General features: G+C 44.7%; 23 protein-coding genes. 14 read left to right on the top strand and 9 right to left on the bottom strand.

Translation table 11 applies throughout. From position 1 onward, the window contains the following. Positions 1 to 34 precede the first annotated feature (34 nt). Together KFE98_17035 and KFE98_17030 are read left to right on the top strand one after the other, a co-directional pair. Positions 35 to 1,390, top strand: coding sequence for a T9SS type A sorting domain-containing protein (locus KFE98_17035; GenBank protein UTW61697.1), 1,356 nt, complete (start codon positions 35 to 37; stop codon positions 1,388 to 1,390). A gap of 260 nt (positions 1,391 to 1,650) precedes the next feature. Beyond that, on the top strand, positions 1,651 to 4,779 hold the full coding sequence (locus tag KFE98_17030) for a T9SS type A sorting domain-containing protein (protein UTW61696.1): 3,129 nt from the start codon (positions 1,651 to 1,653) through the stop codon (positions 4,777 to 4,779). Here KFE98_17030 and KFE98_17025 read toward each other — a convergent pair. Beyond that, entirely contained in the window at positions 4,776 to 5,879 is a 1,104-nt protein-coding gene (locus KFE98_17025; GenBank protein UTW61695.1) for an adenylate/guanylate cyclase domain-containing protein, read from the bottom strand. The genes KFE98_17030 and KFE98_17025 overlap by 4 nt on opposite strands. Before the next feature lie 85 nt (positions 5,880 to 5,964). Next, a complete protein-coding gene (locus KFE98_17020; GenBank protein ID UTW61694.1) occupies positions 5,965 to 7,077 on the bottom strand; it encodes a hypothetical protein in 1,113 nt (370 codons plus the stop codon). A 255-nt stretch (positions 7,078 to 7,332) separates the two neighbouring features. On the opposite strand from KFE98_17020, the gene KFE98_17015 reads away from it, so the two are divergent. Next, positions 7,333 to 8,784 (top strand): hypothetical protein, encoded by a 1,452-nt coding sequence (locus KFE98_17015; GenBank protein ID UTW61693.1) that lies wholly within the window; start codon positions 7,333 to 7,335, stop codon positions 8,782 to 8,784. Here the strand turns inward: KFE98_17015 and KFE98_17010 are convergent. Then, positions 8,781 to 9,701: a hypothetical protein gene (locus tag KFE98_17010; protein ID UTW61692.1), complete on the bottom strand. Its 921-nt coding sequence runs from the start codon at positions 9,699 to 9,701 to the stop codon at positions 8,781 to 8,783. The two genes, KFE98_17015 and KFE98_17010, sit on opposite strands and share 4 nt — an antisense overlap. A 94-nt stretch (positions 9,702 to 9,795) precedes the next feature. Here KFE98_17010 and KFE98_17005 point away from each other — a divergent pair, with 94 nt between their 5' ends. From KFE98_17005 to KFE98_16995, 3 genes are read left to right on the top strand one after another with little or no spacing between them, the layout of a single operon-like run. Then, positions 9,796 to 10,368: a Crp/Fnr family transcriptional regulator gene (locus KFE98_17005; protein ID UTW61691.1), complete on the top strand. Its 573-nt coding sequence runs from the start codon at positions 9,796 to 9,798 to the stop codon at positions 10,366 to 10,368. After that, complete coding sequence (locus KFE98_17000; GenBank protein ID UTW61690.1) at positions 10,365 to 10,616, top strand: hypothetical protein; 252 nt, start codon at positions 10,365 to 10,367, stop codon at positions 10,614 to 10,616. Before KFE98_17005 ends, KFE98_17000 begins: the two co-directional genes overlap by 4 nt. Next, complete coding sequence (locus KFE98_16995; GenBank protein UTW61689.1) at positions 10,613 to 11,767, top strand: beta-lactamase family protein; 1,155 nt, start codon at positions 10,613 to 10,615, stop codon at positions 11,765 to 11,767. Before KFE98_17000 ends, KFE98_16995 begins: the two co-directional genes overlap by 4 nt. Positions 11,768 to 11,853: 86 nt before the next feature. On the opposite strand, the gene KFE98_16990 is transcribed toward KFE98_16995, so the two are convergent. Continuing rightward, entirely contained in the window at positions 11,854 to 12,402 is a 549-nt protein-coding gene (locus KFE98_16990; GenBank protein UTW61688.1) for a transposase, read from the bottom strand. 345 nt (positions 12,403 to 12,747) lie between these two features. Between KFE98_16990 and KFE98_16985 the strand changes: the two genes are divergently transcribed. The 3 genes from KFE98_16985 to KFE98_16975 all read left to right on the top strand — a co-directional run bounded on the left by KFE98_16985 (position 12,748) and on the right by KFE98_16975 (position 14,797). Next, a complete protein-coding gene (locus KFE98_16985) occupies positions 12,748 to 13,209 on the top strand; it encodes a hypothetical protein (GenBank protein ID UTW61687.1) in 462 nt (153 codons plus the stop codon). 56 nt (positions 13,210 to 13,265) lie between these two features. Next, positions 13,266 to 13,733 carry a hypothetical protein gene (locus tag KFE98_16980; protein UTW61686.1) on the top strand — a complete coding sequence of 156 codons (468 nt, stop codon included), beginning with the start codon at positions 13,266 to 13,268 and terminating at the stop codon, positions 13,731 to 13,733. A gap of 62 nt (positions 13,734 to 13,795) precedes the next feature. Further along, positions 13,796 to 14,797 (top strand): phosphotransferase, encoded by a 1,002-nt coding sequence (locus KFE98_16975; GenBank protein UTW61685.1) that lies wholly within the window; start codon positions 13,796 to 13,798, stop codon positions 14,795 to 14,797. Between the two features lie 11 nt (positions 14,798 to 14,808). On the opposite strand, the gene KFE98_16970 is transcribed toward KFE98_16975, so the two are convergent. After that, positions 14,809 to 15,540 carry a hypothetical protein gene (locus tag KFE98_16970; GenBank protein UTW61684.1) on the bottom strand — a complete coding sequence of 244 codons (732 nt, stop codon included), beginning with the start codon at positions 15,538 to 15,540 and terminating at the stop codon, positions 14,809 to 14,811. A 131-nt stretch (positions 15,541 to 15,671) separates the two neighbouring features. On the opposite strand from KFE98_16970, the gene KFE98_16965 reads away from it, so the two are divergent. The 5 genes from KFE98_16965 (at position 15,672) to KFE98_16945 (ending at position 18,935) form a co-directional block, all read left to right on the top strand. After that, entirely contained in the window at positions 15,672 to 16,571 is a 900-nt protein-coding gene (locus KFE98_16965; protein UTW61683.1) for a T9SS type A sorting domain-containing protein, read from the top strand. A gap of 32 nt (positions 16,572 to 16,603) precedes the next feature. Beyond that, entirely contained in the window at positions 16,604 to 16,783 is a 180-nt protein-coding gene (locus KFE98_16960) for a hypothetical protein (protein ID UTW61682.1), read from the top strand. Further along, the gene (locus KFE98_16955; protein UTW61681.1) at positions 16,780 to 17,211 is read left to right on the top strand and encodes a hypothetical protein; all 432 of its coding nucleotides are present in this window, start codon (positions 16,780 to 16,782) and stop codon (positions 17,209 to 17,211) included. Before KFE98_16960 ends, KFE98_16955 begins: the two co-directional genes overlap by 4 nt. 229 nt (positions 17,212 to 17,440) lie before the next feature. Next, the gene (locus tag KFE98_16950; GenBank protein UTW61680.1) at positions 17,441 to 18,337 is read left to right on the top strand and encodes a putative phage abortive infection protein; all 897 of its coding nucleotides are present in this window, start codon (positions 17,441 to 17,443) and stop codon (positions 18,335 to 18,337) included. A 172-nt stretch (positions 18,338 to 18,509) separates the two neighbouring features. Then, positions 18,510 to 18,935 carry a hypothetical protein gene (locus tag KFE98_16945; protein UTW61679.1) on the top strand — a complete coding sequence of 142 codons (426 nt, stop codon included), beginning with the start codon at positions 18,510 to 18,512 and terminating at the stop codon, positions 18,933 to 18,935. Between the two features lie 40 nt (positions 18,936 to 18,975). Here the strand turns inward: KFE98_16945 and KFE98_16940 are convergent, their stop codons facing one another. The 4 genes from KFE98_16940 to KFE98_16925 all read right to left on the bottom strand — a co-directional run bounded on the left by KFE98_16940 (position 18,976) and on the right by KFE98_16925 (position 23,507). Then, positions 18,976 to 19,581 (bottom strand): hypothetical protein, encoded by a 606-nt coding sequence (locus KFE98_16940; GenBank protein UTW61678.1) that lies wholly within the window; start codon positions 19,579 to 19,581, stop codon positions 18,976 to 18,978. A 7-nt stretch (positions 19,582 to 19,588) separates the two neighbouring features. Continuing rightward, positions 19,589 to 21,295, bottom strand: coding sequence for an SBBP repeat-containing protein (locus tag KFE98_16935; GenBank protein UTW61677.1), 1,707 nt, complete (start codon positions 21,293 to 21,295; stop codon positions 19,589 to 19,591). 99 nt (positions 21,296 to 21,394) lie between these two features. Next, positions 21,395 to 23,140, bottom strand: a complete 1,746-nt coding sequence (locus tag KFE98_16930) for a hypothetical protein (GenBank protein UTW61676.1) — start codon at positions 23,138 to 23,140, stop codon at positions 21,395 to 21,397. Next, on the bottom strand, positions 23,118 to 23,507 hold the full coding sequence (locus tag KFE98_16925; GenBank protein UTW61675.1) for a hypothetical protein: 390 nt from the start codon (positions 23,505 to 23,507) through the stop codon (positions 23,118 to 23,120). Before KFE98_16925 ends, KFE98_16930 begins: the two co-directional genes overlap by 23 nt. Positions 23,508 to 23,765: the final 258 nt, after the last annotated feature.

The raw sequence follows: 23,765 nt of genomic DNA, 5'->3' as shown, positions 1-23,765 counted from the left end.
ATGATTTTGTCTACATTGTTACCAAATCATTGCCATGTATCTACGCCTTGTTGTTTTACTCGCCCTGTTTTCTTTTTCGTTTGCCGCACTGGCACAGAGTTTTGGACCGGAAGAACTGATCAGTGACCTCACTCCCAATGGAAATAATATCCAGGTTGCGGATTTGGACGGAGATAGTGATTTGGACGTCATTGTTGCACTAAATACCTTTTCCAACTCCCGAGTAGTTTGGTTTAAAAATGACGGCCAGGGAAATTTTGATTCTGCACAAACGGCCTTTTCGGGAATCAACCGCCCCTATTCACTGGCGGTAGGCGACATAGATGGAGATCAGGATCTGGACTTGCTCACGGGTAGTTCTATCAGCGATGAGTTGGTTTGGTTTGCCAATGATGGTTCGGGAAACTTCGGCTCTAAGAAAACGATAACGAGAGGACAACGCTCTATTCAATTTGTCTACTTAACCGACATTGATCAGGACATGGATTTGGACGTTATGGCCTCCTCCATTCTGGACCGGAAAATTGCTTTGTACATCAATCAGGGTCAAGGGCAGTTTTCGAGTGAAAATCGAATAGATAGCGTCTTTCCCCATCAGCCGCGATTTATCGCCACCGCCGATATCGACGGAGATAATGACCTCGATGTGATTGCCACGACCATTCGTTCCGGAACCCACCGCATTTACAGTTATGAAAATCATGGGAACCTGACTTTTGCCAACAAAACAGAAATCTACAGTGGTAAAGAAATAACCGTATTACATGCCGAAGATCTGGATGCCGACGGTGACCCTGACATCGTATTTGCAGACGCCCAGGAAAAATCACTGGTTTGGCTGATCAATGACGGCAACGGCAGTTTTGGAAGTAAGCAACTGCTCCATGGAAATGCTGGAGAATATGTCCGAGGACTTACCATTGCCGATGTAGATGGTGACGGGGATTTGGATTTGCTTTCAGCCTCGGCCAATGAGGGATTAATTGCCTGGTATGAACAACAAAATGCCATGGCCTTTCACCAGCACGTGATTCACCAATCCGGCCAGGGAGCGAATGGCATCCAATATGGAGATTTGAACGGAGATGGAAAAAACGACGTAGTGGTTTCCTGGTGGGAAGACCGCAAAGCAACCTGGTATCCACAAGTAGAACCGGCCCTATTTTTGGAAGAATTGAGCACCATCAACTCCCCCATCTTTCCCAACCCAACACGAAACACTTTAAGGGTTCAACCCGATCAATTGGGACAGCCTTATCAAGTAATTGGTTTGAGCGGACAAGTCCTTATGGAGGGCACCTTGGAATCGCAGTTGGATGTGTCATCACTTCAACCGGGAACCTATGGATTGGTAATTAATGGAAAATATTTCCCCTGGGTTAAAGAGTAATCATTAGAACAATTGTTCCCTGGACACGAAAAACATTGGCCCCTTATTAATTGACTTGCCACCAACCACTTAACCCTTACACGCATACTATTTACCAGGAGGCATTCGCATTCCATTTAGTTCTACAAACCTTCTTCCAGCCTGCTCTGTCCCCCATTCTAACTCGGCTGAATTGAATCATTTTCTATTCATTCCCGTAGAATTCATCCTACAGCCGGCATAACACTGAGTTTGCCTCTAAGCTATACAGCGATTCAAGTATGATTAGATTTATTGGCCTTGTGGGCCTTTTTAGTTTAACCATCACAACCACAGCCATAGCCCAAGCACCGGGCAATGTGAGTAGCAACTTATTGGGTTGGTGGAAGGCTGATGCCGGAATTACCGGATCCGCCCCCGTCACCAATTGGAATGATCAAAGTGGTAATGGAAATCACCTGAGTTCCGGCTCTGGTCCTGACCTGTTGACCGACGATATCAACTTCAACGACGCTGTATCTTTCAATGGATCGAGTGAATATCTTCAGGATGCTACTGGTCTGTACGGTACAAGCACCTACAACCACATGTTTATATACATCATAAACAAAACGAACACCGTAAAATCCAGCTCTGTTTTTCGCGAAGGCCTAAGTGGTGGTGATCGGTTTGGCTCCCACTTACCCTGGAGCAACGCCAACGTGTATTACGATCACGGCACCTGCTGTGGAAGTTCTCGTATCAATACTGCCTGGGGCACCAGTACGGGAGTCTACCATCTCTGGACCTTAACATCCAGCACCGGAACCTCCACTCCTTCCGGAACCCGCAAAGCCATTTACCGCGACGGACTTTCCATTTTGACCAACGATAACAATGACGGTGGAACGGGTAACAACAGTAGCTTCTTTTTGGGAGCAAGCAGTGCCTCTTCCTCTTTTCACCACGGAGACGTAGCCGAATGCATTATCTACAATGGCGTTCCTTCCAGTACCGAGCAACATCAAATTCATAGCTACCTGGCTGTCAAATATGGGATTACCCTGGATCAATCCACCGCTCAAACCTATGTAAGCTCAAGCAATACCACTATTTACGCTTCAGGTTCCGGAGGAAGTCACGATGGCTACGACAACGACATCACAGGAATTGGTAGAGATGATAACAGCGCCTTGGATCAGCGTAAATCGATGAGCATCAATAGCGATGCTTTGATCATTATGGACAAAGGAGGAGCTTTTTCCAACGATGAAGACTTTATTCTTTGGGGCAACGATAATGGAAGCACAGCCTTAACCACCAGTCAGACTCATCCCTCTTTTGCCCGCCGCGTAACCCGGGTATGGCGAGCAGACCTTACCGGGAGTCCAGGAAATGTGAGTGTTCGCTTTCTGTTAGGATCCGGAATTATCAATACAGGAAATGCCTCCGATTACGCCCTGCTTTTGGATGGCACCGATACCGATTTTAGTTCAGGAGCCACAGCGCATACTACAGGAGCAAGCCTTAGCGGAGACACTATCACCTTTACAGGAGTAAGCTTTACCGACGGTGATTTCTTCACCCTCGGTGTCGATTTAGGAGGTACGGGACCTGGAGGTGTTATTTCCGGAATTCTGGCCTGGTGGAAAGCCGATGTCGGATTAACAGGTAGTAGCCCAGTAACTGCCTGGAGCGACATGAGCGGCAATGGCCGCGACCTTTCCGCTACTAACGGCCCTGCACTTCAATCCAATAGCATCAATTTTAATCCAGCTCTCGATTTCGATGGATCCGATGTTTTTTCATTGGCCGGCGGATTAATTGGAACTTCCACTTACACCGACTTATGGACCTATGTGGTCAATCAAACGGATAATGTGGCCAATCGCACCTTGTTTTACGAAGACATGGGTGGCAGTGATCGATACGGATCACACCTCGTTTGGGGAGATAGCCATATTTATTACGACTTTGGAACCTGTTGCGGCGTTTCTCGCATTTATACCAATTGGGGAAGTTCTACAGGCAATTACCATGTATGGAGCATGGGAACCTCCACCGGTAGCTCCACTCCATCTGGTGCCAGAAAGTCCATCTACCGCGATGGAACCCTGATTGCTTCCAACAACAACAACGAAACGGGCACCGGTAATTCCTCCACTTTTTACCTGGGTGGAAGCAATACTTCAGGATCACATGACGGGCAGGTGCCTGAATTTGTAGTATTTACATCCACCCCTACGACCAATGAACTCAGACAAATTGAATCCTACTTTGGCATCAAATATGGCCTTACCCAAAATCATGACTACCTAAGCTCATCGGCAACCACGATTTGGAATGCGACTACAAATTCGGAGTTCCACAATGACGTGGCAGGAATAGGCCGAGATGATAACTCCAATCTTAATCAAAAACAATCCATTTCTCAGAATTCAGATGCCATTGTGACCGTGGCCCTGGGTGCCGTGGCCAGTGATAATGCCTCCAACGCCAATACTTTTTCAGCAGATGAGTCCTTCCTGATTTGGGGAAACAACAACGAAGCCCTAGCTTCAGATGCGATCGTTGATTTGCCGGCTACCATTGAATCCAGATTGGCTCGAGTATGGTTGGCTTCGGAAAGCGGTACCGTAGGAACCGTTCGTATTCGGATGGATGCCAGCGGAATTTTAGGCCCTTCAGGTAATGGAACCAACGATTTAAATGACGTAAGACTCCTCGTAGATGCAGATGGCATTTTTGGCACTGGTGCTACGCTTATTAGCCCTACTTCATTTGACAACAGTACGGACCTCGTTAACTTTGATGTCGATTTTACCGTGGCATCTGGTTTTTATTTCACCCTGGGTTCAGTGGACTATACCAATGCTCCTCTTCCAGTAGAACTAACGGCATTTACGGCCCACGTTATTCATGCTGAATTGGTCGAGCTGAATTGGGTCACTGCATCGGAGATCAACAATGATTTCTTTGTGGTAGAACGAAGTCAGGATGGTAAATTCTGGACATCCGTTACCCAAGTCGAAGGTCATGGAACGAGCTCAGAAAGTCATACCTACCAATCCTTTGATTCATACCCTTTACCAGGCACGACTTACTATAGGCTGGTGCAATTCGATGAAGATGGTAGTTCGAAAATCTATCCCATGGTGGCTGTTGAGATTGGAGTAAATGAAACTCCGGTCCTCTACCCCAATCCCGCTTCTAATCGGGTCTACCTATCGAGCGCTGGAATGACGGAGTATCTCGAAAATCCTGAAATTCGTTTGATCAGTACTTTGGGTAAGGTATTTGCGCCAAATTGGACTCGGGATGGTGATCGATGGATACTGGATACCCAATCCATACCGGATGGTTTGTACTTCCTGTGGGTTCGGAAAAACGGGCAAACTATCTACCAAAATGAATTGCTCATTCGCCATTAGTCCGTCGGCCGAGAAACGGCGTACAAGGCTATAGCTTCCTCCTTTCCTCGTAAATGATGTTCTCCCATTGGAGTAAATGTAAATCGCCCGGTTTCGTTGACCAATATTTCCGTGGTCAGTAGATCTGCCCCAAGGCTATTGCACATTCCCTGAACCCGGGAGGCCGTATTGATTACATCTCCATGAAAGGCAATGTCGCGTTTATACACCCCGATTTCTGAAGCAGTAATTAAACCGGTGTTACATCCCGCCTTAAATTCAGGAACCTGTCCGTATTTCTGTTGATAATGCTTCGAGCGCTTTTTAAGAACGTCCTGAAAAGCGAAAAAGAAAGCAAACATGTACTGATCGTCCTTAGCCATATTAGCTGGCCAGGTGAGTACCACTTCATCCCCCACATATTGATACACTTCGGCCTCATACTCGGTGAGAAGAAAATTGAGATCCCGAAAACAATCGCGGATCATCTCGCTGTACAGCAATGCTCCCAACCGTTCCGCATGCCGGGTAGATGAGCGCAAATCCAAAAACATAAAGGCTCTGTACTCAGGGTGAGGAACCCGGTATTTACCTGTAAGAAATCGAAGGAGGTTGTAATCTCCCATGATCTCCATGGATTTGAGTACGAAATTGAGCATGAAGATTTGAAAAACCAGAACCAGCATGACCACCGAAACCAAGCCTAAGATTCTTGGATTTAAGGTCAAGGAGAAAAAATCGAAATTCTGGTAATATCCGAGGTTTCCGATAATCATGTAGATCAAGGCCACTATAATCAGAAAACCCACCAAATAGACTCCCGAACTGATCAACAGACTCATTCCAAATCCGTATCGGTCGAGCTTCCAGCGTCGAAACAACCATCGATTGGCCCAGATGAACAAGATGCTGAACAAGAGCCCAAAAAGAGTGGATTCCACATATTGAAAAGGAGAAACCCAATAGGCGGCGACGGGATCCATATCCTCAAGGGACAAATCCGCCAAGGAAATAAAACTCCCGATGGAACCTATGGAAATGTAGGAAAATAGATTGATACTCAATATCCAATAAAGGATAATGCCGGCATATTGAACCCGTCGTCTTTTGGAATAACGCATGGTTTGATTCAGGTGGGGTCAAAGATAGATGGTAGGATCTTTCAGCTGAACGTAAAGGGTAGAATTTTAAGGAAATTTTCGAGAATCAATACAGAATCCGCTGTGGTACTACTCTACCTTCAGAAACGGTTCCCGAAAGTAGATACATGCCCTTAGGAAGTCCAGCGAGATCCAAGACAATTTCCGCCTCCTTTTCCGATTCTGAAATAGGCATTTCACGGACTATGTGGCCCATAATGTCCACCAACATGAGGTTTTCAAATTGACGGGCATAACTCAATTCAACCAGGCGCTCATCCGGATTGCCAGGCTGTCGATTTACTTTCAACTTAGGCGTTGCCCCTTCGTAGGATTCTTCTTCCTGCTCTACATACAGAATTTTGAAGCGCTCCAACGTTCCATCAAAATCGATCTGGGTAAGGCGATAGTAATGCGATTCACTCAAGGGGGTTTGATCCAAGAACTCGTACTCCTTGCGGGTATTTACCGTTCCAGATCCCTTTTGCGAATGGATGGGCAGCCAATTTCTTCCATCTAAGCTACGCTCTATTAAAAATCGATCATTGTTGATTTCGCTGGAAGTAGCCCAGGATAGTAATCGATTTCCGCGATTGTCCTTTTCCACCTTCCACTCTACCAAATTTACCGGTAAGGGCGAGCTTGCTGTGATGGAGATGCTGTAACCAGTATAGCAAAGAGGATCATCGGCAAAATTGTCACGTCCCCGTATAAACCAACTTCCAAAAGGACTTTCCCCGGCATATACCGTTAAAGCCTGAGAGGATGCATAGGTACCTGTAGTCGGGAAAGTGGGTAAAGGCGTGGAGTTCGAGAAACTCATGGTTACCGCTCCCCCATTGGTTGTACTGGTAAATTCATCGAAGTTGATCAACCGGCGATTGGCGGTGGGTAAACTGGATGGTCCTCTTAGTATAAATCGAATCTCTTCGTTGTAAGGGTTCCCCGCTCCAGGACTAGCGCATGTATTGTCCACCTTGGAAAAACTCACACTGGCACTCACCGATGTAATGACAAAATTGGCAGGAAAATCAACTCCACTGGTAAACGTAACCGATGGTGGGTTACCCGATCCATTATCAATGATCAATGATCCGGTCCAACTTTTGGTAACCGTCGTTTGAGCACTCAGCACTCCCCATAATAGTATCCCGCACAAGAATAAAACTGCTCTCTCCATTCAGTTCTTAGACTTCCCTGTAATTCCTAATAAATTGGCTTCCTGATCAACAAGAAAAACCATGTACGATTGAAAAATGGGAAATGTTGCACGCAAAGTCAAGGGAAAGGAAAAAATGACAGCCAGCTTACATGAATTAACGATAAACGAAAGGTAGAGTGCCGGAATTACGGCATTTTTTTGACTTGGATCAAAACATATGGATGGGATTAGATAGTCCTTTGTATTTTGTAAATGTCGAAAGACCCCATTTGTATGAAAATAGTCACCTTTTCTTCCAATACTTTGTTGCTTATGGCTCTGGTTGCCGGAGCTTGTAAAAACGGCGAACGCACGCCAGAAAGCAAACCTGATCAAGAGATCGCTTACCAATCGGATGTTCGTCCTATTATTCGAGATTACTGCACCACTTGCCACCGTGGCGAAAATGCCAGTGCCGGCCTGGATTTAACGGAATATTCGGCGGTGAGAAAAGCAGCAGAACACGGCCCCTTGCTAAAACGCATTATGGACGCTGAAAATCCCATGCCACAATCGGGACTAATGCCTCGGGAAGAACGCAAAAAAATCTTGCTATGGGCCAAAAACGGCTTTCCAGAAAATTCTCCCTCTGCTACAAGTGCTGCGGCTACTGAAAAAGAATCTTCTTCTACCTACGATTGGACTCCTCCAACGATTGCACCCGCTGGAATGGATGAATCGGCCCTCGCCTTTTTTGACCACATGCCAGGACATTGGGTAGGTAAAATGAACATCATGGGCATCAAATACCCATGGTTTTGCTTCGACTACCGCCCCATTTCACCCTCCCACGTTCATGGAATTTTCGAAGGGGGTTCTATGGGAAATCTATTTACCTCCTTTTTCATTGCCGACTATCAAGGAGAAAAGCGGATTATGGCTCGTAATGGGGGTATTCTGCAAGGTATTTACCGAACCAGCTACTTCGTCATGGATAAAGCCGAAAAACGTGGAAATGGCCATTACTATCGATTGGTAGATGCCTATGGTAGTACAGACATCATGTGGATGGAACTAACGTTTACGGATAACGAATTGGTATTTAAGTCCTACACCAGTCGATTGGGATTGCAATCTCCTCCTAAACTGCACATGGAATTTGAAGCTAAAAAAATGCATCCGGAATTGGCTCAACAAGCTGCCGAAAAAGTAGGTTATCCTAAAAACGAAGCTGCCTTTAGTTTTCCCAATGGATTACCAACACCGGATTGGGGCGAAGAATATCCTGTCATTTCATCCTTTACGTACATGTCTGAAGGTCAAGGAAAAGAGATCATTACACTGGCTCATGAAGCAGGAGATCCCGTAACCATTGACGACATCCCCTACCTCGGTCGATTGAACCTGGAAATTGAACAAAATGAAAAAATCAAAGGCCATAAGCTGGAAGTCTACCTGACCCAAAAACCATTGACCAATGATCAAGGCGAATTCATCATGGAGCACGGCTACATCAAAGAAGACCTCTACAATGGTTTACTGTTGTTTCCAGAACTGGAACCAGGCACTTCTTCTTTTGAGATCACCTACTTACATCCAGGGGATTACTACCTAACGGTGATTGCCGACGTAAACAAGGATATGTATGCCTCCAAGGGCGATATATCCAGCATTAGTCAAAAAGTGAGTATTGGTGCTAAAGAGCAAAAGAGCTTACGGGTAACGGGTATTGAGCACCAGAACTAAAACTTGCGGAATCGGATGGCAAATCCGGCCTGAAGAATCAGGGCGTTGGAAATGCTACTGTTGTACACGCTGGTGGTCAGTTCATCATGATTTGAGGTGTAGTGCCGGAATTCGCGGCCCAGAGTCCATCCTCCTTTGAGAAACAGAACGTAATTCTTCTTGATATACCAATCTATAAAGAGGGTGTTGTTATAAGGATAATAGGGAAATTGGTCGGAGAAAGTGGTTAGATAAGAATCGGTTTGCCCTTGAAATTCAGACAGGTTAAAACTCATTCCTTCGGCCAAGCTCTCCAGGCCAATGTACAGATGATCGAGCTTTAAACCGTACTCCAGGTAGATACGATACATGGGAAAAAAGGAGAGGTACCCTCGTTTGGAAAACTTCCAGTCTACTCCGAGAATGGGAAAAACCCAGGGTCCGAAAGGTTGATCTGAATAAAATATTCCTGCCGACCAGATTAAGTCGTTGCTTTTTCCATAATGAACCATACCGGTAATGGCCGATTGAAAAGACGAATTGTACAAGGTGTCAAAATCGGAAGAGAGTCCGAAATAGGCGGAAATGGTACTCCCCCAATAGGGGTTCTTCCAGGTTTTGAGAAACTCGGCCCCCACAAATACCTGATGAATGTCCAGAGGTTGAGTTATGGGTCCACCATGCTCCAGCGAAAGGTAATCGTAAGATGCGGCCAAAGTCAATCGATCGGATCGATCATTTAAATCCCATCCGTATCCGCCTGAAATTCCCCATTGCCGCTGATCGATCGACAACTTGGATTGATTCAACTCGGCTGTTCCAAAGGACATACCGGAAACCTGAAAAATTTCGTCGTAATTGCTGTATTGAGCATGAAGGCTACGTGCGGACAAGGAAAGAACAAAAACTGCCAGTAAGGGAAGAAAAAAGCGATTCACGAATAAAATTTGGACCATAAGATGCCATGCAAACCTAAAGGAAGCCGAAAAAAATGGTTTTGATCTAAGTCAAAAAATCTAAATTGGCTCAGTAATGTCAGAATTGCTCGGATACATAGAAGAAAGGGTCTCTTTGAACGCAGAGGAAAGAGATGCAGTAGTAAGCGCCTTTAAACCCGTTTCAGGGGCTAAAAATGAAGTCATCATCAAAGCGAATCAAACGGCTCGCTACCTGTACTTCATTCAAAAAGGACTGATTCGCACGTACAGCGAAACAGACACTCGAGAAATAACCAGCTGGATTTATCCAGAAGGTTTATTTGCCACGGGTTGGTACAGTTTTTTGAGACAAGAGCCCTCTCCCGAGTATGTGCAATGCCTGGAAGATTGTGAATTGATGGCCATTAGTCACGAACAATTACAAAGCCTGTATAAGAGCTATCCCAATTTGGACCGTTTTGGCCGCTTGCTCATGCAGGAGCAGTTTGCCTTCCTCGACTATTTTAGCCGCGGGTATTACTTCCTATCGGCTCGTGAAAAATACGAGCTACTCCTCTCCTATTTTCCAGAAATCGAATTGCGGGCCAAAATCGGCCACATCGCATCGATGCTGGGCATTAGCATTGAAACCCTTAGTAGAATTCGATCGGGTAATCGCGGCTCATGAATCCCTCTAAATGGCAATGGAAACCCATGTTGGCCTTGGCCGTACTGGCATACGCCACCATCTATGACCTGTATTGGGTATGGGGTCTTGCCCTTCTTTTTTGGGCAGGTATCGACATTTATTCTGGAAAAACCCACCTGATCGAAACGGTGAGCTGGAAACAAAATCCGGTGTTGTTTATCGCCATCGAATTGGGATGGGCAGGCTTGGCTATTTACTTAATTTTGGGATCGTTATACCCAGTATGACTTATTGGAAATCTATAGCAGCGTTTCTTCTCATTACTGCCATTTTCGGAGCTTGCACCTCCACTTCTAAGCCTTCATCCGAACCTGAAAAACAAACCTTGACCATGGAAAAGAAATTCCAGCTAATTCTGGACACCACCTTTGCCAATCATCCTAATACGAAGGGCATTATCCTTCAAATTGATGCTCCCGACCTTCACTTGTTCTGGGGCGGTGCAGTAGGATCTGCAGATTCGGCCGGTCGCCAATTGGAATCTCATTTCCCAGCCTGGATAGCGAGTAACACCAAAACCTATGTAGCAGCAGCCACGCTTCGATTAATCGAACAGGACTACTTTTCACTGGAATCTGCCATTACTGAGTTGATTTCTGAACGCAGCAGGGAATTACTCAATCGATCGGGATATACCACAGACTCTATTAACGTTCAACATCTTTTGTCGCACACAAGTGGGTTATTCGATTATTCGCAGGCTCCAACATTTCTCAAACGATCGGTCGAAAACCCAGATTATCACTGGTCTCGTGATGAACAGATAGCCCTGGCGATGGAAGAAGGAAATCCACTTGATTCGCCGGGCAAATCCTTTAGCTATTCAGAAGTGAATTACCTATTGCTCACTGAGATTATGGAATCCCAATTGGACGTTTCATTTGAGCTGGCCATTCGAAAGTTGCTGAAGTATGAAGCGTTAGACCTAAAACATACCTGGTTTCATGGCCTGGAAGAAATGCCTCAGGATTTGCCTCCTTTGGTCCAACAATTTGCGACTCAATATCAGGTGAACACGTATACCCTACACCCTACCTTTGACCTATATGGCGGCGGTGGAATTGCAGCTACTGCAAAGGACTTGAATCACTTTACTCAAGCCCTGTTTAGCGGACAAGTTTTTGATCAAAAAGAAACCCTAAACAAAATATTCACTCAAACCATTACACCGGATTCAGGATCAACAGATTATAGACTCGGAATAGAACGACGAGTTTTGGGCAAACATGAAGCCTACGGCCACGGTGGTTTTTGGGGTACAACGTCGCAATACTTTCCCGAATTGAACGCATCAATCACCGTCTTTTTAATGGAGCGCGATGAGTGGGAAGTTTACCTCCGAATGATGGAAGATGTGGCGAATGTTTTGAGTGAGTAGTAGGGTTTGATTATGAGTTTTACAAAGTCTCTTTTGGGTTTCCCTAAGCCTTTTTCGGAGGTCCATTTTTGAAAAAGACTTTGTATTTAATCGATTAAAAGGAGCTGCAATTCTCCTTTTTCACCGGCGTAGTCCTTGGCGCTACTATGCAAATAATGAATTGGATCTGCAACTAACCCAGCCTTCACCGGATTTAAATGGATGTAATTTAATCTTTGGTCTATCATTTCGTTGCTCCATAACTCAACTGGATGATTGCCATCCCTCCAAACTTTGTAACCGTTGTTTCGCTTGATACGATCTCCTGCTTTTTTAAACTCAGCCAAAATCCATTCTCTTCTACTCTCTTGAATTGCTTTGATCTCTTTGATAATTTGGACGCTAGTATGTCTTTTAAAATCTCGCATAACAGCACCCAATTCTTGCCTACCATCATTACTAACCATAAGATGAATATGATTGGACATGATGACCCAGGCATGAATGATCAGTCCCTTTTCCTTTTGGCAATATTGCAAGGAATCAAGAATTAAATTTCGGTAGTTTTCTCTGGTAAACAAATCGATCCAGCCAACAACGGTGGACGTAGTGAAATAGATCCCATCGGGATTTCTAAACTTATACTTTTCGGACATAAAGGTTGGTTTGAAGGGCTAAGGTATACAATTAAAGTTTTGGAAATCAACCACAACTCAGGTACGCGTTTAAACGCGCACCTGATTGTGAAAATAGGTATTGCCTGGATGCATTGGATTCTTGAGGCCCATAGTTAGTTTAAGTTGGTTTGACGAGCTAATTTATGGAAATATTGATGATGGTGAGTGGATTCTCTCCGAGAGGTGGACCTCCCGGAGAGTTTACTTTTGGGAACTCAGGTGCGCGTTTAAACGCGCACCCGATTTCCGTTGTATGCTTGCTGGATCCGAATTTTGCCAAACGGTTTGTTTCTAATTCCTGTTCATTCTTAAAACGAAGCAGTTATGGAACTCAAACACCCCTGCCCAATGGCCCTATCTCGCCTGGAGAATAAGGATGGCTCTTTTTCATGCTCGGCTTGTGCCCGAAACCTTGTTGACTTTAGAGGAAAATCTGAGGCGGAAATCCGGGCTTGTGCGGGAAAAGACCTATGCGGTGTGTTTGATCTCGATCAACTTCCTGATCAAAAGAGATATTCCGGTTGGAACCAGATGCTATTCTCGGCTTTGGCCTTGCTTTCCCTAATCGGTTTTTCGGTGAAACCTCTTTCTGCGCAAACTACCGAACCTATTCAGGTAGACTCGGTTCAGGCCAAGCCGGAGAAAAATCAGGAAGTTACTGTGATCTCGGTTAGCCCGGCAATTGACGAATCCTCTGAGGAAGAAGCTCTTCCGGTTCGCCACAAACGAAAAAGAAGACTTTTTCGGAGAAAAAGAATAGCTGGTTCCATGGTCGGGTGGATTTGAATCTGCCTCATGAATGGACCGCCAATGACCTTAAACAGAACTAAAAACGAATTTGAATGCATCTACCTCATCCCTGCCCTGTAGCCTTATCCCAACTTAAGAGTAAAGATGGTCAAGCCTTCTTTTGCAAGGGATGCCAAAAGCACCTCATCGACTGTCGAGCGAAAAGTCAGGCGGAAATTGAGGCCATTGAAGATCCTCATTTTTGTGGCATTTTCAACGAAGATCAGCTTGAGGCACCAGCCCGATATAAGGGATGGAATCGATTTGCATTTGCCTTGTTGACGGGTATTTCACTCCTCGGCTTTTCCGTGAAGCCCCTTCAGGCACAGACGGTAGACCCCGTTCAGGTGGATTCCATTCAAACGAAGAATGAACAGCACCATCAGGTAACGGTTTATTCAGTGAGTGATGTTCCAGAACCGGAAGAACAGGTTAAAAAGAGCTGGTTTCACTGGTTTAACCCTCGCAAACGGAACGGAAAACGGAGATCCAAACATTGGATGGGTTGCCCTGCCTTTTAGGGAAATTACTTAGTCTGATATTGAGTTAACCTCAATCCTCACAAAACCTAATTTTGTGGCCGATGAAAACATCCCTCGAAACGGAATTAAAATCCATTCTCTCCTTCGATTCAGTTGAAAAATGGGAGATCATACAATCGCTCTGGTCGGGCTATGGTAGCCTGCTACGGGTAAAACTGCAGGGAAGTTCCTACGATTCAGTCATCGTTAAACGTATTACCCCACCGCTTGGGGCGCAGCATCCACGAGGCTGGAACAGTGAATTGGGGCATCAGAGAAAATTGAAGTCCTACGAGGTAGAATGCCATTGGTACGCCAATCTGGCTAAACGAGGTGATGATTCATGTCGAATTCCCCAATACCTGGGCCATAAAGAGATCTCGGGCGGTATGCTCTTGGTCATGGAAGATTTGGATCAAGCTGGTTATCCTTTGCGCAAAAATCACCTCACCCCTGTTGAGCTAAAAAAGTGCTTGAGTTGGCTGGCTCATTTTCACAGCCGATTTTTACAGACTCAATCTGAAGAAATCACTAAGGGGCTTTGGCCGATAGGAACCTATTGGCAGCTGGAAACCCGTACCGAGGAGTACGACAAAATGCCTTCAGGTCCACTCAAAGATGCGGCATCTATGTTGCACCAAACCCTGAAAGGTAGCCGATTTCAAACCTTGGTGCACGGAGATGCGAAATACGCCAATTTTTGTTTTGCTCCAGATGGACGTGTGGCGGCGGTAGACTTTCAATACGTGGGCGGCGGATGTGGGATGAAAGATGTAGCCTATCTACTGAGCTGCATTCCGGGTGACCTATCCCTTGCTCAGGAATCGGATCTGTTGGATGCTTATTTCAAGGACCTTAAAGATACCGTTCGACAAGAACACCCAAATATGGACACAGAAGCTCTTGAAGCCGATTGGAGGCCGCTCTACGTGGTTGCAAGAGCAGATTTTGAGCGATTTCTTCAAGGCTGGGCACCCGGGCATTGGAAATCTACGAATTATGCGGAACGGTGCGTGATTCGAGCGGTTTCAAGCTTAAGTGATCGGATTAAAGACAAATCTTAAAATGGATTGACTTATGATTCGGCCGGTTTACCCCATTCCTCTCCCGTAAGCTCAATGTATCTTTTGTCAACACAAAGAATAAGCTCTTTCAAAAATTCATCCATTTGGGTCAGCAGGAATTGAAAAAACCGGGATTCTACAAATTCAATGCTATACCCGTTGTGCACCACTGGAAACTGCAATCCAATCTCCTTTCTTTTATCCGCTTTTTTGTACTGATTGTTATTGAGTACGCCACCTTGGTGGGCAATAGCATTCCGGATAACCTTATTTTGTTTTATCGGGGTAAAGAACTTCTCCAAAGTGCCCGGGTTTATCTCATACACCTTAGTCAGGTAGTTCCAATAAAGCATTAAATCCTCCTGACTTCCAAGATCCTTCAATTTAATTTTAAAATCAAAAGAGCTCTCAATCAAGCCACACATCGATCTCAATTGCCCTTCAAAAAAGGAGTATATCGACAAGGTTAAGGCATGGTTTTGACGATTGCGCAGCTCTTCTAAAATCTGTTCTTCCTGCCCATAAAACTGATAGAAGTATTGCCCTTCAAATTCCGGTTCCTGTGCCTTAAGCGTTTCGTCTGATTCGATGGCCTGTTTGAATTCGCTTAGTGAATCGGCTAACGACGATGTCAAGTTCTGCTCAAACTTCCACAAGGATTGCACCCCTAAGTTTACCTCAAATTCAAAATAGGTTAGTTCGCCCCAGGTTAATAAGTAAATATCGCTTAAGTCTATTTTCATGGTCTCAAGGTTGTGTTTTGTGGGCCAAAAGTAGCACGATTTACGTCGACTGAGGTCTCATTCGGAGGAGACCTTTATTCGGTAAACCAAGAAATTTTGTCCAATACCTCTTCATCCTCTACATTCGTGGAATGAAACTGCTCCTTCCCTTTTCAATTCTACTCTTGGTTAGTCTTTTAACTTTTGGTCAACAAGTTCCTGTCGGAAGCCAATGGACCTTTGGAGCTTACTACGGCGGTGATATGTATGGTAGTGACAAGGAAAGCGGCTTTACCAAACTCGAAGCGGTAAAGGACACCGTGATTTTAGGAAAAACCTGCAGCAAACTGGTTTGGGATAGAAACCTGACCTGCGGACCACTCGGCATCTCCTATTTCTACGAAGAAAACGGGAAAGCTTACCGCTACCTGCCTCATGCCGCTGACTTCGAATTGTACGCGGATTATACAGTGAACGTAGGAGACACTCTGGTTCGTTACGACTGGCACGATGCGGACTCCGTTCTTCTTCGGGTAGATTCCATTACCACGCCTGCAGAATTGAAAGGACTCAAAAAGTTTCACCTCACCAGCCTAAACGTAGGTATCAATGGCATTTTTAGCGTGCTCTATGAAAATCTGGGTTACGCTGATGCGCTCGGGTTAAATCCTGAAGTAACCTACATTATCTGCGATGGTTCTTCGGCGGGAAATCTGCGCTGTTTTGAAAGTCCAGGTGGACCATCCTATAAGTTAACCTCCGGCGATTGCGAAGCCGAATTGTATGTTGCGGTAAGTGAATCAGTATTGAACGACGAAGCCTTTAGTCTGTATCCCAATCCAGCGTACGATAAGGTGAATATTATCTGGCCAGCGTATAGTTTAGTGGAAGGGTATCGGGTGACCTTGTTAGATATCACAGGAAAAGTCGTTTTTACCGGTCCCCTTCAACAGCAAATTAACATTGATCCATTTGAACCTGGAGTTTATCAATTAATCATTGAAGATTCCCAGCACCATCGGGTCTTTCAGAATCGTTTACTGATCCAGTAATACTCATTTAATTCCCTTTAAAAACCAACAATATGATTTCAACAAAACTTACCACGCACTTAAACGCTCAGCTAAGCTTGGTACTTGTGCTTGTACTTACCCTTTTCTCTTCCTGCCAATCTGGTCCCTCCGAAGAACAGAAACAAGCCGCTGAGGAATACTACAGTCAGATTCATGAAATACGGGAGAATCGGCCGAATCGTTTAATTTGATCACGGTATCCTATTCCACCCTCATCATGCCCGATGATCCTCCTCCGATGGAAGTGCAACAGCAGATGAAAGAAAAAATTGAAGCCGAACTCAAAAAGAAAAAAGAGCTAGAAGCCACTTTACTCGACATGCCCGAGTTTGATCCGGAAATCCCCATCAAGGCAGTAACCTTGGAGCAAATTCGTATGGAACAGGAATTTATGCTTCCAAGCTATTGGGAGAAAATGTACATGCACAAGGAGCAATCCACTGAAGACTCGACCCGAGTATTTGATAATCTCGTGGATCTGATTGATAAAATCGTCACCTCAGAAACCAAAAGCTACGAAGCTTGCCAAAAGTTTGAGAAAAAATACCACCTGACTCCCAGAGCAACGATTTCTTCAAGTATTGAGCGTGGAAAAGCGTTTGTGGAGGAAAATGAATGAGCGAAGCTCGTGAATTTTAAATGATCAAGTTAAATTTTCAGGAGTTTGAAGAATAACATCCATGATGCGGGTGCCTTGAGTATCACTTAAAGATTTAAGATTTAACCTTAAGATTTAAGATTCAATCGATTTCAAAAATTACTGCCTCACTCGTTACTATGTCTAAGAACTAAGGTTCCACTGTTCTTCATAAAAGCTTAATTTTCAGCTTTACCTTAAACATTTAGCTGTGAAATTTGACCTGAACGAAGAAGCTGGAATTTACCGTGTGGCCAAATGGTCTGTATTGCTCATTACCCTGACCTGGGTACTCACCCCCTTTATCATTGAATATACCGTTATTAGCAGAGGAACTTTTGGCGACCTCTTTGGCTCCATAAATGCGCTGTATTCCGGATTGGCTCTGGCCGGGATTATCCTAACCATACTCCTGCAACGGCTGGAACTGAAGAATCAGCAGGAAGAACTTCAGCTTACCCGAAAAGAGCTAAAACTAACTCGACAAGTATTTGAGGATCAAAGTAAAACATTGCGAATGCAGCGATTCGAAAACACCTTCTTTCAAATGCTTAGTGTACATCAGGAGATTGTAAAAGATTTAGATGAAAACAAACTCGAAATAAACCTTTTCAATCATGCTGATAGGAAACATGTCGCCATAAATGGAAGGGATGTATTCAAACATCACTATAAATTGCTGGTCGGCAACCTAAAATCGAATGAGAGATTCAATGAAATTTATCTTGAATATTATACCGTGGTAAAAGGCGATTTCGGCCACTACTTCCGCACTCTTTACCGAATCATCAAATTCATTGATGAAACCGAATTCGTTTCCAAACAAGATTTGAATATTACCGCAGATCCTCCTACCCACACGGAAAGCAAAAAACTTTGGGTCGCCAATTTCAAAATCCGCTACCACTACACTTCCATGGTTAGAGCACTACTTTCCGACTATGAATTGCTCTGGCTCTTTTACAATGGTTTATCCGAAAACGGAAGGGAAAAGTTCAAGCCCCTAATGGATCGCTACTCGCTCCTTAAAAACATGCCTCTGGAAGAGTTGCATGCCGAAGGATTTGAGTCAAACTACACCAAACGGGCCTTGGGAAAAAGCGACTAATCCTGTACGAAAATCCTCATTCAACCACTTTCAAACCCTAAGCATACACTTTCAAGCTATTGGCTACCACTTTCAAAGTTGGTGTTGGTTTGTCCTTATCCAATATTGACCTTTACAGAAGGTGACAGCCGAAAAACCTTTAACCGAGTAGGCATCAATTAATCCTTTTAATATGAAATCATATTTATATTTATTAATCATGGTCTTGCTTCCCACAGGAATCATGGCACAAACCGATGCCTGGACCATACAGTGGAACGGGCCCCATTTGGACGATTGCGAATGGTCGATCATGTTTGTTAACAATGCTTCTAACGAATACATTTCGGCCTACCCAACGTCATCAGAATCAACCATTGATTTACCCGTTTCAGCAGCTACTGCGGGTTACGTCCGTTTTTATCGTTTTGATGGTTCTTACGGAATCGATGATTTTTCCAATGGTCCCGCCAGTTACACCTTTACGGGGTATTGCGGATGCAACGAATACATTGTTAATGTAGTGGTGGATCAATTAACCAAGACTATAACCGTGACCGTCACTCCTACGGGTTGGGTAAAAGCCGGACCACCCTGCGATCCCGAACCGGGACAATAGTTTTAAGAAAAGCAACTCTTAGAGGTGGGAGTTGCTTTTTTTACCCATTTTTAAACCGCACCTTCAGTTTCCGCAACTCACCTTTGTCAATCTTGTCGTTCAGATTTCGATTGGTGAGAATGGCCAAATAGATCTCGGGATACTTGGACTGCCCTACCGCTACCGTCTTTCCGTTGTAGGAAAACTGGGAGATCTGAAACTCCAGCTTGAGGTATTCCCCTCTTTCTTCCAAAAGCTCCACTCTGCCGGATTCACCGTCTTCGTAAAACAAATAGTGATGCCCATTTTTTCGAATGAATAGCGCTTCATATCCCGCTTGACCAGCCGCCATTCCCATGCCTCGACCAAAGCAAGCGGTCTCATTAAGCTTCTGCCCTTCCTGAATCAATTCCCAGCTATCCTTATTCCGAAATGCGGCAATCTGAACGGAATAATACTCCTTGTTAACTGAATTATAGCGCTTGGAGAAAAAGCGTAGCCCAAAATCTTCCCGATCGATCAATATCTCGGATTGATTCTCGGCAATCACCGTTTCCTTGCCATGCTGCACATACGACAGCACTTCATGTGGCTTTTGTTTGGGGAGGAAGGACCAGAAGGCAAAACCTGTAACAATCGCAACCAAAAGAATGAAGAACCTTTTCATAATAACCTTACTGCTTAATCAACTTCAGAGTTTTTTGACCTTCAGGGAGTTGAACGGTTAAAAAGTACAATCCGCAATCCCCTTCAAATTCCAAATCGAGTTCGGACGCGTGTTCGTGATACTGACGTACCATCTCCAAACCATGAATATCCCGGAGCACCAACACCAGCTGATCAATGGTTTGATTAAAAGTAAGTCTAATCTTCCCTTCTGTTGGGTTCGGGTAAGCCTTTAGCCTGATTCCACGTCCCTCAAAATCCTCCAAAGAATTCGTTGAACTGCCCGAATTGAGATTCATCTTCTGGATGAAAATATCATCGTACCCTTCAGAAGTAAGCTCTACAATTCCAGGTCCCATATCCACATCAACCGTTCTTTTGAAATGGCCCGTGGAATACAAGTATCCTGTGGGATTGATAGCGATTCCTTCACCCTGATCATCGTCTTTGTTTCCAAAACTCTGCACCCAAACAAAATTCCCTGAGGCGTCCAGCTTGTGGACAAAAGCATCACGATTTCCAAAGGAAGGCGGGCTAACTACTTCTGCACCCGGATCGAAATCTACGGCTCCAAAAGTGTATCCGGTAGTAATCACGTTTCCTACATCATCCACCTCAATGGCCAAACCACTATCGTTGCTCGGTCCGCCGAAGATTTTCACCCAGACGAAATTTCCGCTGGCATCCATTTTATGGATATAAACATCATCCAATCCCTTAGAAGTAAAACTGCTTGTCCCCGATCCTGGATCAAAATCGGCGGTATCGTAGAAATAACCTGTGGTATACACCTCTCCCGAAGCGTTTACACTTATAGATACTCCGCGATCTGCTTTACTACCTCCAAAGGCCTTGGCCCAAATGAAGTTACCTGAGGCATCTAATTTCTGGACGAATACATCATCGTGACCAGCGGCTGTTAGTTGCGCTGATCCGGCACCAGGATCAAAATCGGCAGTGCCTTTAAAGTATCCCGTGGTGTACACATTTCCCTGACCATCCACATCCAGGGCCAACCCTTCCACCGAAGAACTTCCACCCCAGGTTTTTACCCAAAGAAAATCGCCCGAAATATCCAGCTTAAGCACAAAGGCATCCCGACTACTCCCCGGGTCAATCAATACCGTTCCAGGTCCGGGATCAAAATCTATTTCCCTTCTAAAATGCCCGGTGATATAGACATTTCCAGAGGCATCCACCACCAAAGAATGGGAACCCGACGAACTGGCTTCAATCGTTTTCACCCAATCGAAGTTTCCGGAGGCATCCATCTTATGAATAAAAATCTCATCTCCAAAAAAGGCTGTGGATGTGATGCTTTCGTTTCCAGGCCCAGGGTCAAAATCCACCGTACCGTTGAAATAGCCTTTGGTATACACACTACCCACGGCATCTGCAGCAATTGACTGTCCCACATCATTTCCACTACCGCCAAATGAGTGTGCCCAAAGCATTTTACCCGAAGAGGTCATTTTCTGTACAAACACATCGCGGTTACCCGAGGAATGAAGGGGCGTAGTTCCAGACCCCGGATCGAAATCTACGGAATGGTGAAAAACACCCGTGGTATATACGTTTCCAGACGGATCGGTAGCTATCGCATTTCCCTGATCAATGAACGAACCTCCAATGGATTTGGCCCACACGAGGGATTGAGCCGACAATTGCGAAGAGGCGGCTATCATAGTCGCGATAAAAAAAAGAGTTGTTTTCATGAATGGTGGTTTGGGGTTATTCCGAAAACTAAATTAGGGAAACTTGAGATTTTATCACACCGAGTAATGAAAGCGCTTCCCCTACCCTCATAGTCATCCTTAATAGGCCTTCAAGGAAAGTTTGTATTCATACCAATACATCTCATCCCCTTCAATCATCTTAAATACAAGCCGATCGTTGGCAATTTGCATATCGTTGCGGAAGGGATCTGCATTGTAATTGGCGAATGGCGGCAGGTAACTCAAGTCAATGACGTCCACTGTTTTTAGCATCCTGTTTTTTATTTCGAGCAGCGGTCTACCTTGGTATTTGATGTAGGCCGCCAAGAATTTCCCGTCTATAATAGGGCTAACATCGTGAATTAGAAAATTGATCTTGGCTGTCAACGTGTCTTCTAAATAAGACGGAATACTCTCCTGGGCGTAAGGCTTGTGTCCGTCACCAAAAAAACGAGATTGAATTTCATTCTGCCCCTCCAAATAGAGATCGGGCTCACAATTTAGAATGACTAAGCTTTGGGAAGAATAGTTTACGAAAAAGGTTTGGTTATAAAACAAATCGAACTTGGCGGATTGGATGGAGGCCGGTTCGCGGTAGCCTACCACCTGGGCTGACGAATCAGTCAAATCGATCTGGGTCAAATGGAGCAAGGTGGAATCAGGCGTGTAAACTAAGCTGGACGTATAGATTCGGTTTTGCTCTACTCGCAATCCGTTTTCCAACATGGTATAATGCTCCCTTTGCCCTTGAGGAGACACTTCCTCTACTTTTCTAAATGATATGGCACCCGTTTTCAGGTCGTAAAAACCAAGCAAGGAATAGGGAGTCAATACTGACTGCCCCTTATTAATAAGGGTGGAGTCTCCTTGATCATTTTTGAAGGCAAATACCTCCTCGTTGACCTCCATTACCTCGAGTTGGAGGGTAAACATCAGGGTATCCTTTCCCAAGGGATGAACCGACGATACCCGAACGATTTTTCTTCCGGTGGCACGTACTTTGGGCTCATATTCCTGGGCGTAACGGCATTTTGAAGAATCGTTGCGGGCAAAAAAGGTGCAGTATAAATCTGCAGCACTGTACCGTTTGGATACATTTAAAAGTAACTCTGCCTTACCCGAAATGGAATGGATCCGTACAATTTCGTTTCGCGTATTGGTCAGCAGCAACCACTGATTTGGCTGGTACTTAAATACTGGATCCTTGGCCTGAACCAGCAGCGTATCGATGTCCAACAGCTCGGTTTTTCGGTCAAAGTTTATTTCTACTCTTTCCCGGGGAAAGTATATGGGGTTCGTTTTATTCCATTTGGTGGAGCCATTATAGTACAAATGCCTGCGGTAGAAATAGAACAACCTGACCAAGTTCGTTTTTTGATTGAGGGTATGGTATAATTGGGTATCAGAGACTACCGTTATTTTTTTAATTTCTTCCTGGTTTAGTTGGAGGGTTTCTTGTAGAAACAAAGGCAAATCCCGGGCCCTTAATCCACCCTGATTGTTAAGAACGAGAACAACCTGTCGGCCCAATTTTTTTACCGATTGATAAGTCTCAACAAATTGAGGTACCCAGCTGGTTGTAGCCCCAACAACGGGATAGGTAATGATAAAATAGCTGTCGTCCAAAGCCCCACCTACCTCTGTACGAACCATCGAATCCAGTTTGGCTCCATGTGGATGCTCGGTGCGAAAGGGAGATTGAACGGCCTGAGAAAACAGAAATAAGGGAAGCAATATTCCAAACAAGCAAACAAACGACCGAATATTCATAACCGAAAGAAAAAAGGCAACCGCTCCTGGAAACGGTTGCCTCACTATCGTTTTAAGGGTGAAACAATATTTCATCTACCTGCGCATTGTAATAAGCATATAATCCGGGTGTTTCCGGCATATAAGATCCGTCATCTCCGTATTGTTCAACCAAGGTAATTTCCCCCAAAATATCGTTGGGTTCGGGAGCTACTACGGAGTGCCAACAGCATCCTTGTCCTTTTCCACAATTAAGTGTACTTCCAGACTTCGACTTCTTTCCCCAAGCCGGATCGAGAGGAACGTTTACAATTGATCCGCCTAAAGACAGGTATTCGGAAACCGTTTGAATGCGATGATAGATTAAACCGTTGCCGGTATTGACAATGGTAGACGGTGGATTTTGCGCAAATCCGCAAAAACTCAAGCTAATAATAGCCACTAACAAAGTGATTCTTTTCATAGTTTATTAAGAATTAATGAATGAATTTGGAGAGGTTCCGCCCCTGCCTTCGGGACCAGCCAACGATCATTTTGCTGCAGCGTCTGGTCTAAGATTTTGTTGAATTAAGCTATACTCAAATGAAAAAAGAGTATACTGCTCAAACAATACGCTCTGAAGCGTATTTTTCGGATCCTATTGAAATAGATAAGAGGTATGTCCATTAAACGAAACCTCAGGATTCGAACTTTTAATCTTAACTTTTTCCAATAATTCGCG

The sequence above is a fragment of the bacterium SCSIO 12741 genome (assembly GCA_024398055.1).
GTDB lineage: Bacteria > Bacteroidota > Bacteroidia > Flavobacteriales_G > Salibacteraceae > SCSIO-12741.
The sequence above is the reverse complement of the archived record's forward strand: the minus strand, read 5'-3'. Positions and strand labels throughout refer to the sequence as shown.

What these genes read in the sequence shown, in the direction of transcription:
- KFE98_17035 (UTW61697.1), top strand. Translation starts at nt 35, where the DNA reads ATGTATCTACGCCTTGTTGTTTTACTCGCCCTGTTTTCTTTTTCGTTT.
- KFE98_17030 (UTW61696.1), top strand. Translation starts at nt 1,651, where the DNA reads ATGATTAGATTTATTGGCCTTGTGGGCCTTTTTAGTTTAACCATCACA.
- KFE98_17025 (UTW61695.1), bottom strand. Translation starts at nt 5,879, where the DNA reads ATGCGTTATTCCAAAAGACGACGGGTTCAATATGCCGGCATTATCCTT.
- KFE98_17020 (UTW61694.1), bottom strand. Translation starts at nt 7,077, where the DNA reads ATGGAGAGAGCAGTTTTATTCTTGTGCGGGATACTATTATGGGGAGTG.
- KFE98_17015 (UTW61693.1), top strand. Translation starts at nt 7,333, where the DNA reads ATGAAAATAGTCACCTTTTCTTCCAATACTTTGTTGCTTATGGCTCTG.
- KFE98_17005 (UTW61691.1), top strand. Translation starts at nt 9,796, where the DNA reads ATGTCAGAATTGCTCGGATACATAGAAGAAAGGGTCTCTTTGAACGCA.
- KFE98_17000 (UTW61690.1), top strand. Translation starts at nt 10,365, where the DNA reads ATGAATCCCTCTAAATGGCAATGGAAACCCATGTTGGCCTTGGCCGTA.
- KFE98_16995 (UTW61689.1), top strand. Translation starts at nt 10,613, where the DNA reads ATGACTTATTGGAAATCTATAGCAGCGTTTCTTCTCATTACTGCCATT.
- KFE98_16990 (UTW61688.1), bottom strand. Translation starts at nt 12,402, where the DNA reads ATGTCCGAAAAGTATAAGTTTAGAAATCCCGATGGGATCTATTTCACT.
- KFE98_16985 (UTW61687.1), top strand. Translation starts at nt 12,748, where the DNA reads ATGGAACTCAAACACCCCTGCCCAATGGCCCTATCTCGCCTGGAGAAT.
- KFE98_16980 (UTW61686.1), top strand. Translation starts at nt 13,266, where the DNA reads ATGCATCTACCTCATCCCTGCCCTGTAGCCTTATCCCAACTTAAGAGT.
- KFE98_16975 (UTW61685.1), top strand. Translation starts at nt 13,796, where the DNA reads ATGAAAACATCCCTCGAAACGGAATTAAAATCCATTCTCTCCTTCGAT.
- KFE98_16970 (UTW61684.1), bottom strand. Translation starts at nt 15,540, where the DNA reads ATGAAAATAGACTTAAGCGATATTTACTTATTAACCTGGGGCGAACTA.
- KFE98_16965 (UTW61683.1), top strand. Translation starts at nt 15,672, where the DNA reads ATGAAACTGCTCCTTCCCTTTTCAATTCTACTCTTGGTTAGTCTTTTA.
- KFE98_16960 (UTW61682.1), top strand. Translation starts at nt 16,604, where the DNA reads ATGATTTCAACAAAACTTACCACGCACTTAAACGCTCAGCTAAGCTTG.
- KFE98_16945 (UTW61679.1), top strand. Translation starts at nt 18,510, where the DNA reads ATGAAATCATATTTATATTTATTAATCATGGTCTTGCTTCCCACAGGA.
- KFE98_16940 (UTW61678.1), bottom strand. Translation starts at nt 19,581, where the DNA reads ATGAAAAGGTTCTTCATTCTTTTGGTTGCGATTGTTACAGGTTTTGCC.
- KFE98_16935 (UTW61677.1), bottom strand. Translation starts at nt 21,295, where the DNA reads ATGAAAACAACTCTTTTTTTTATCGCGACTATGATAGCCGCCTCTTCG.
- KFE98_16930 (UTW61676.1), bottom strand. Translation starts at nt 23,140, where the DNA reads ATGAAATATTGTTTCACCCTTAAAACGATAGTGAGGCAACCGTTTCCA.
- KFE98_16925 (UTW61675.1), bottom strand. Translation starts at nt 23,507, where the DNA reads ATGAAAAGAATCACTTTGTTAGTGGCTATTATTAGCTTGAGTTTTTGC.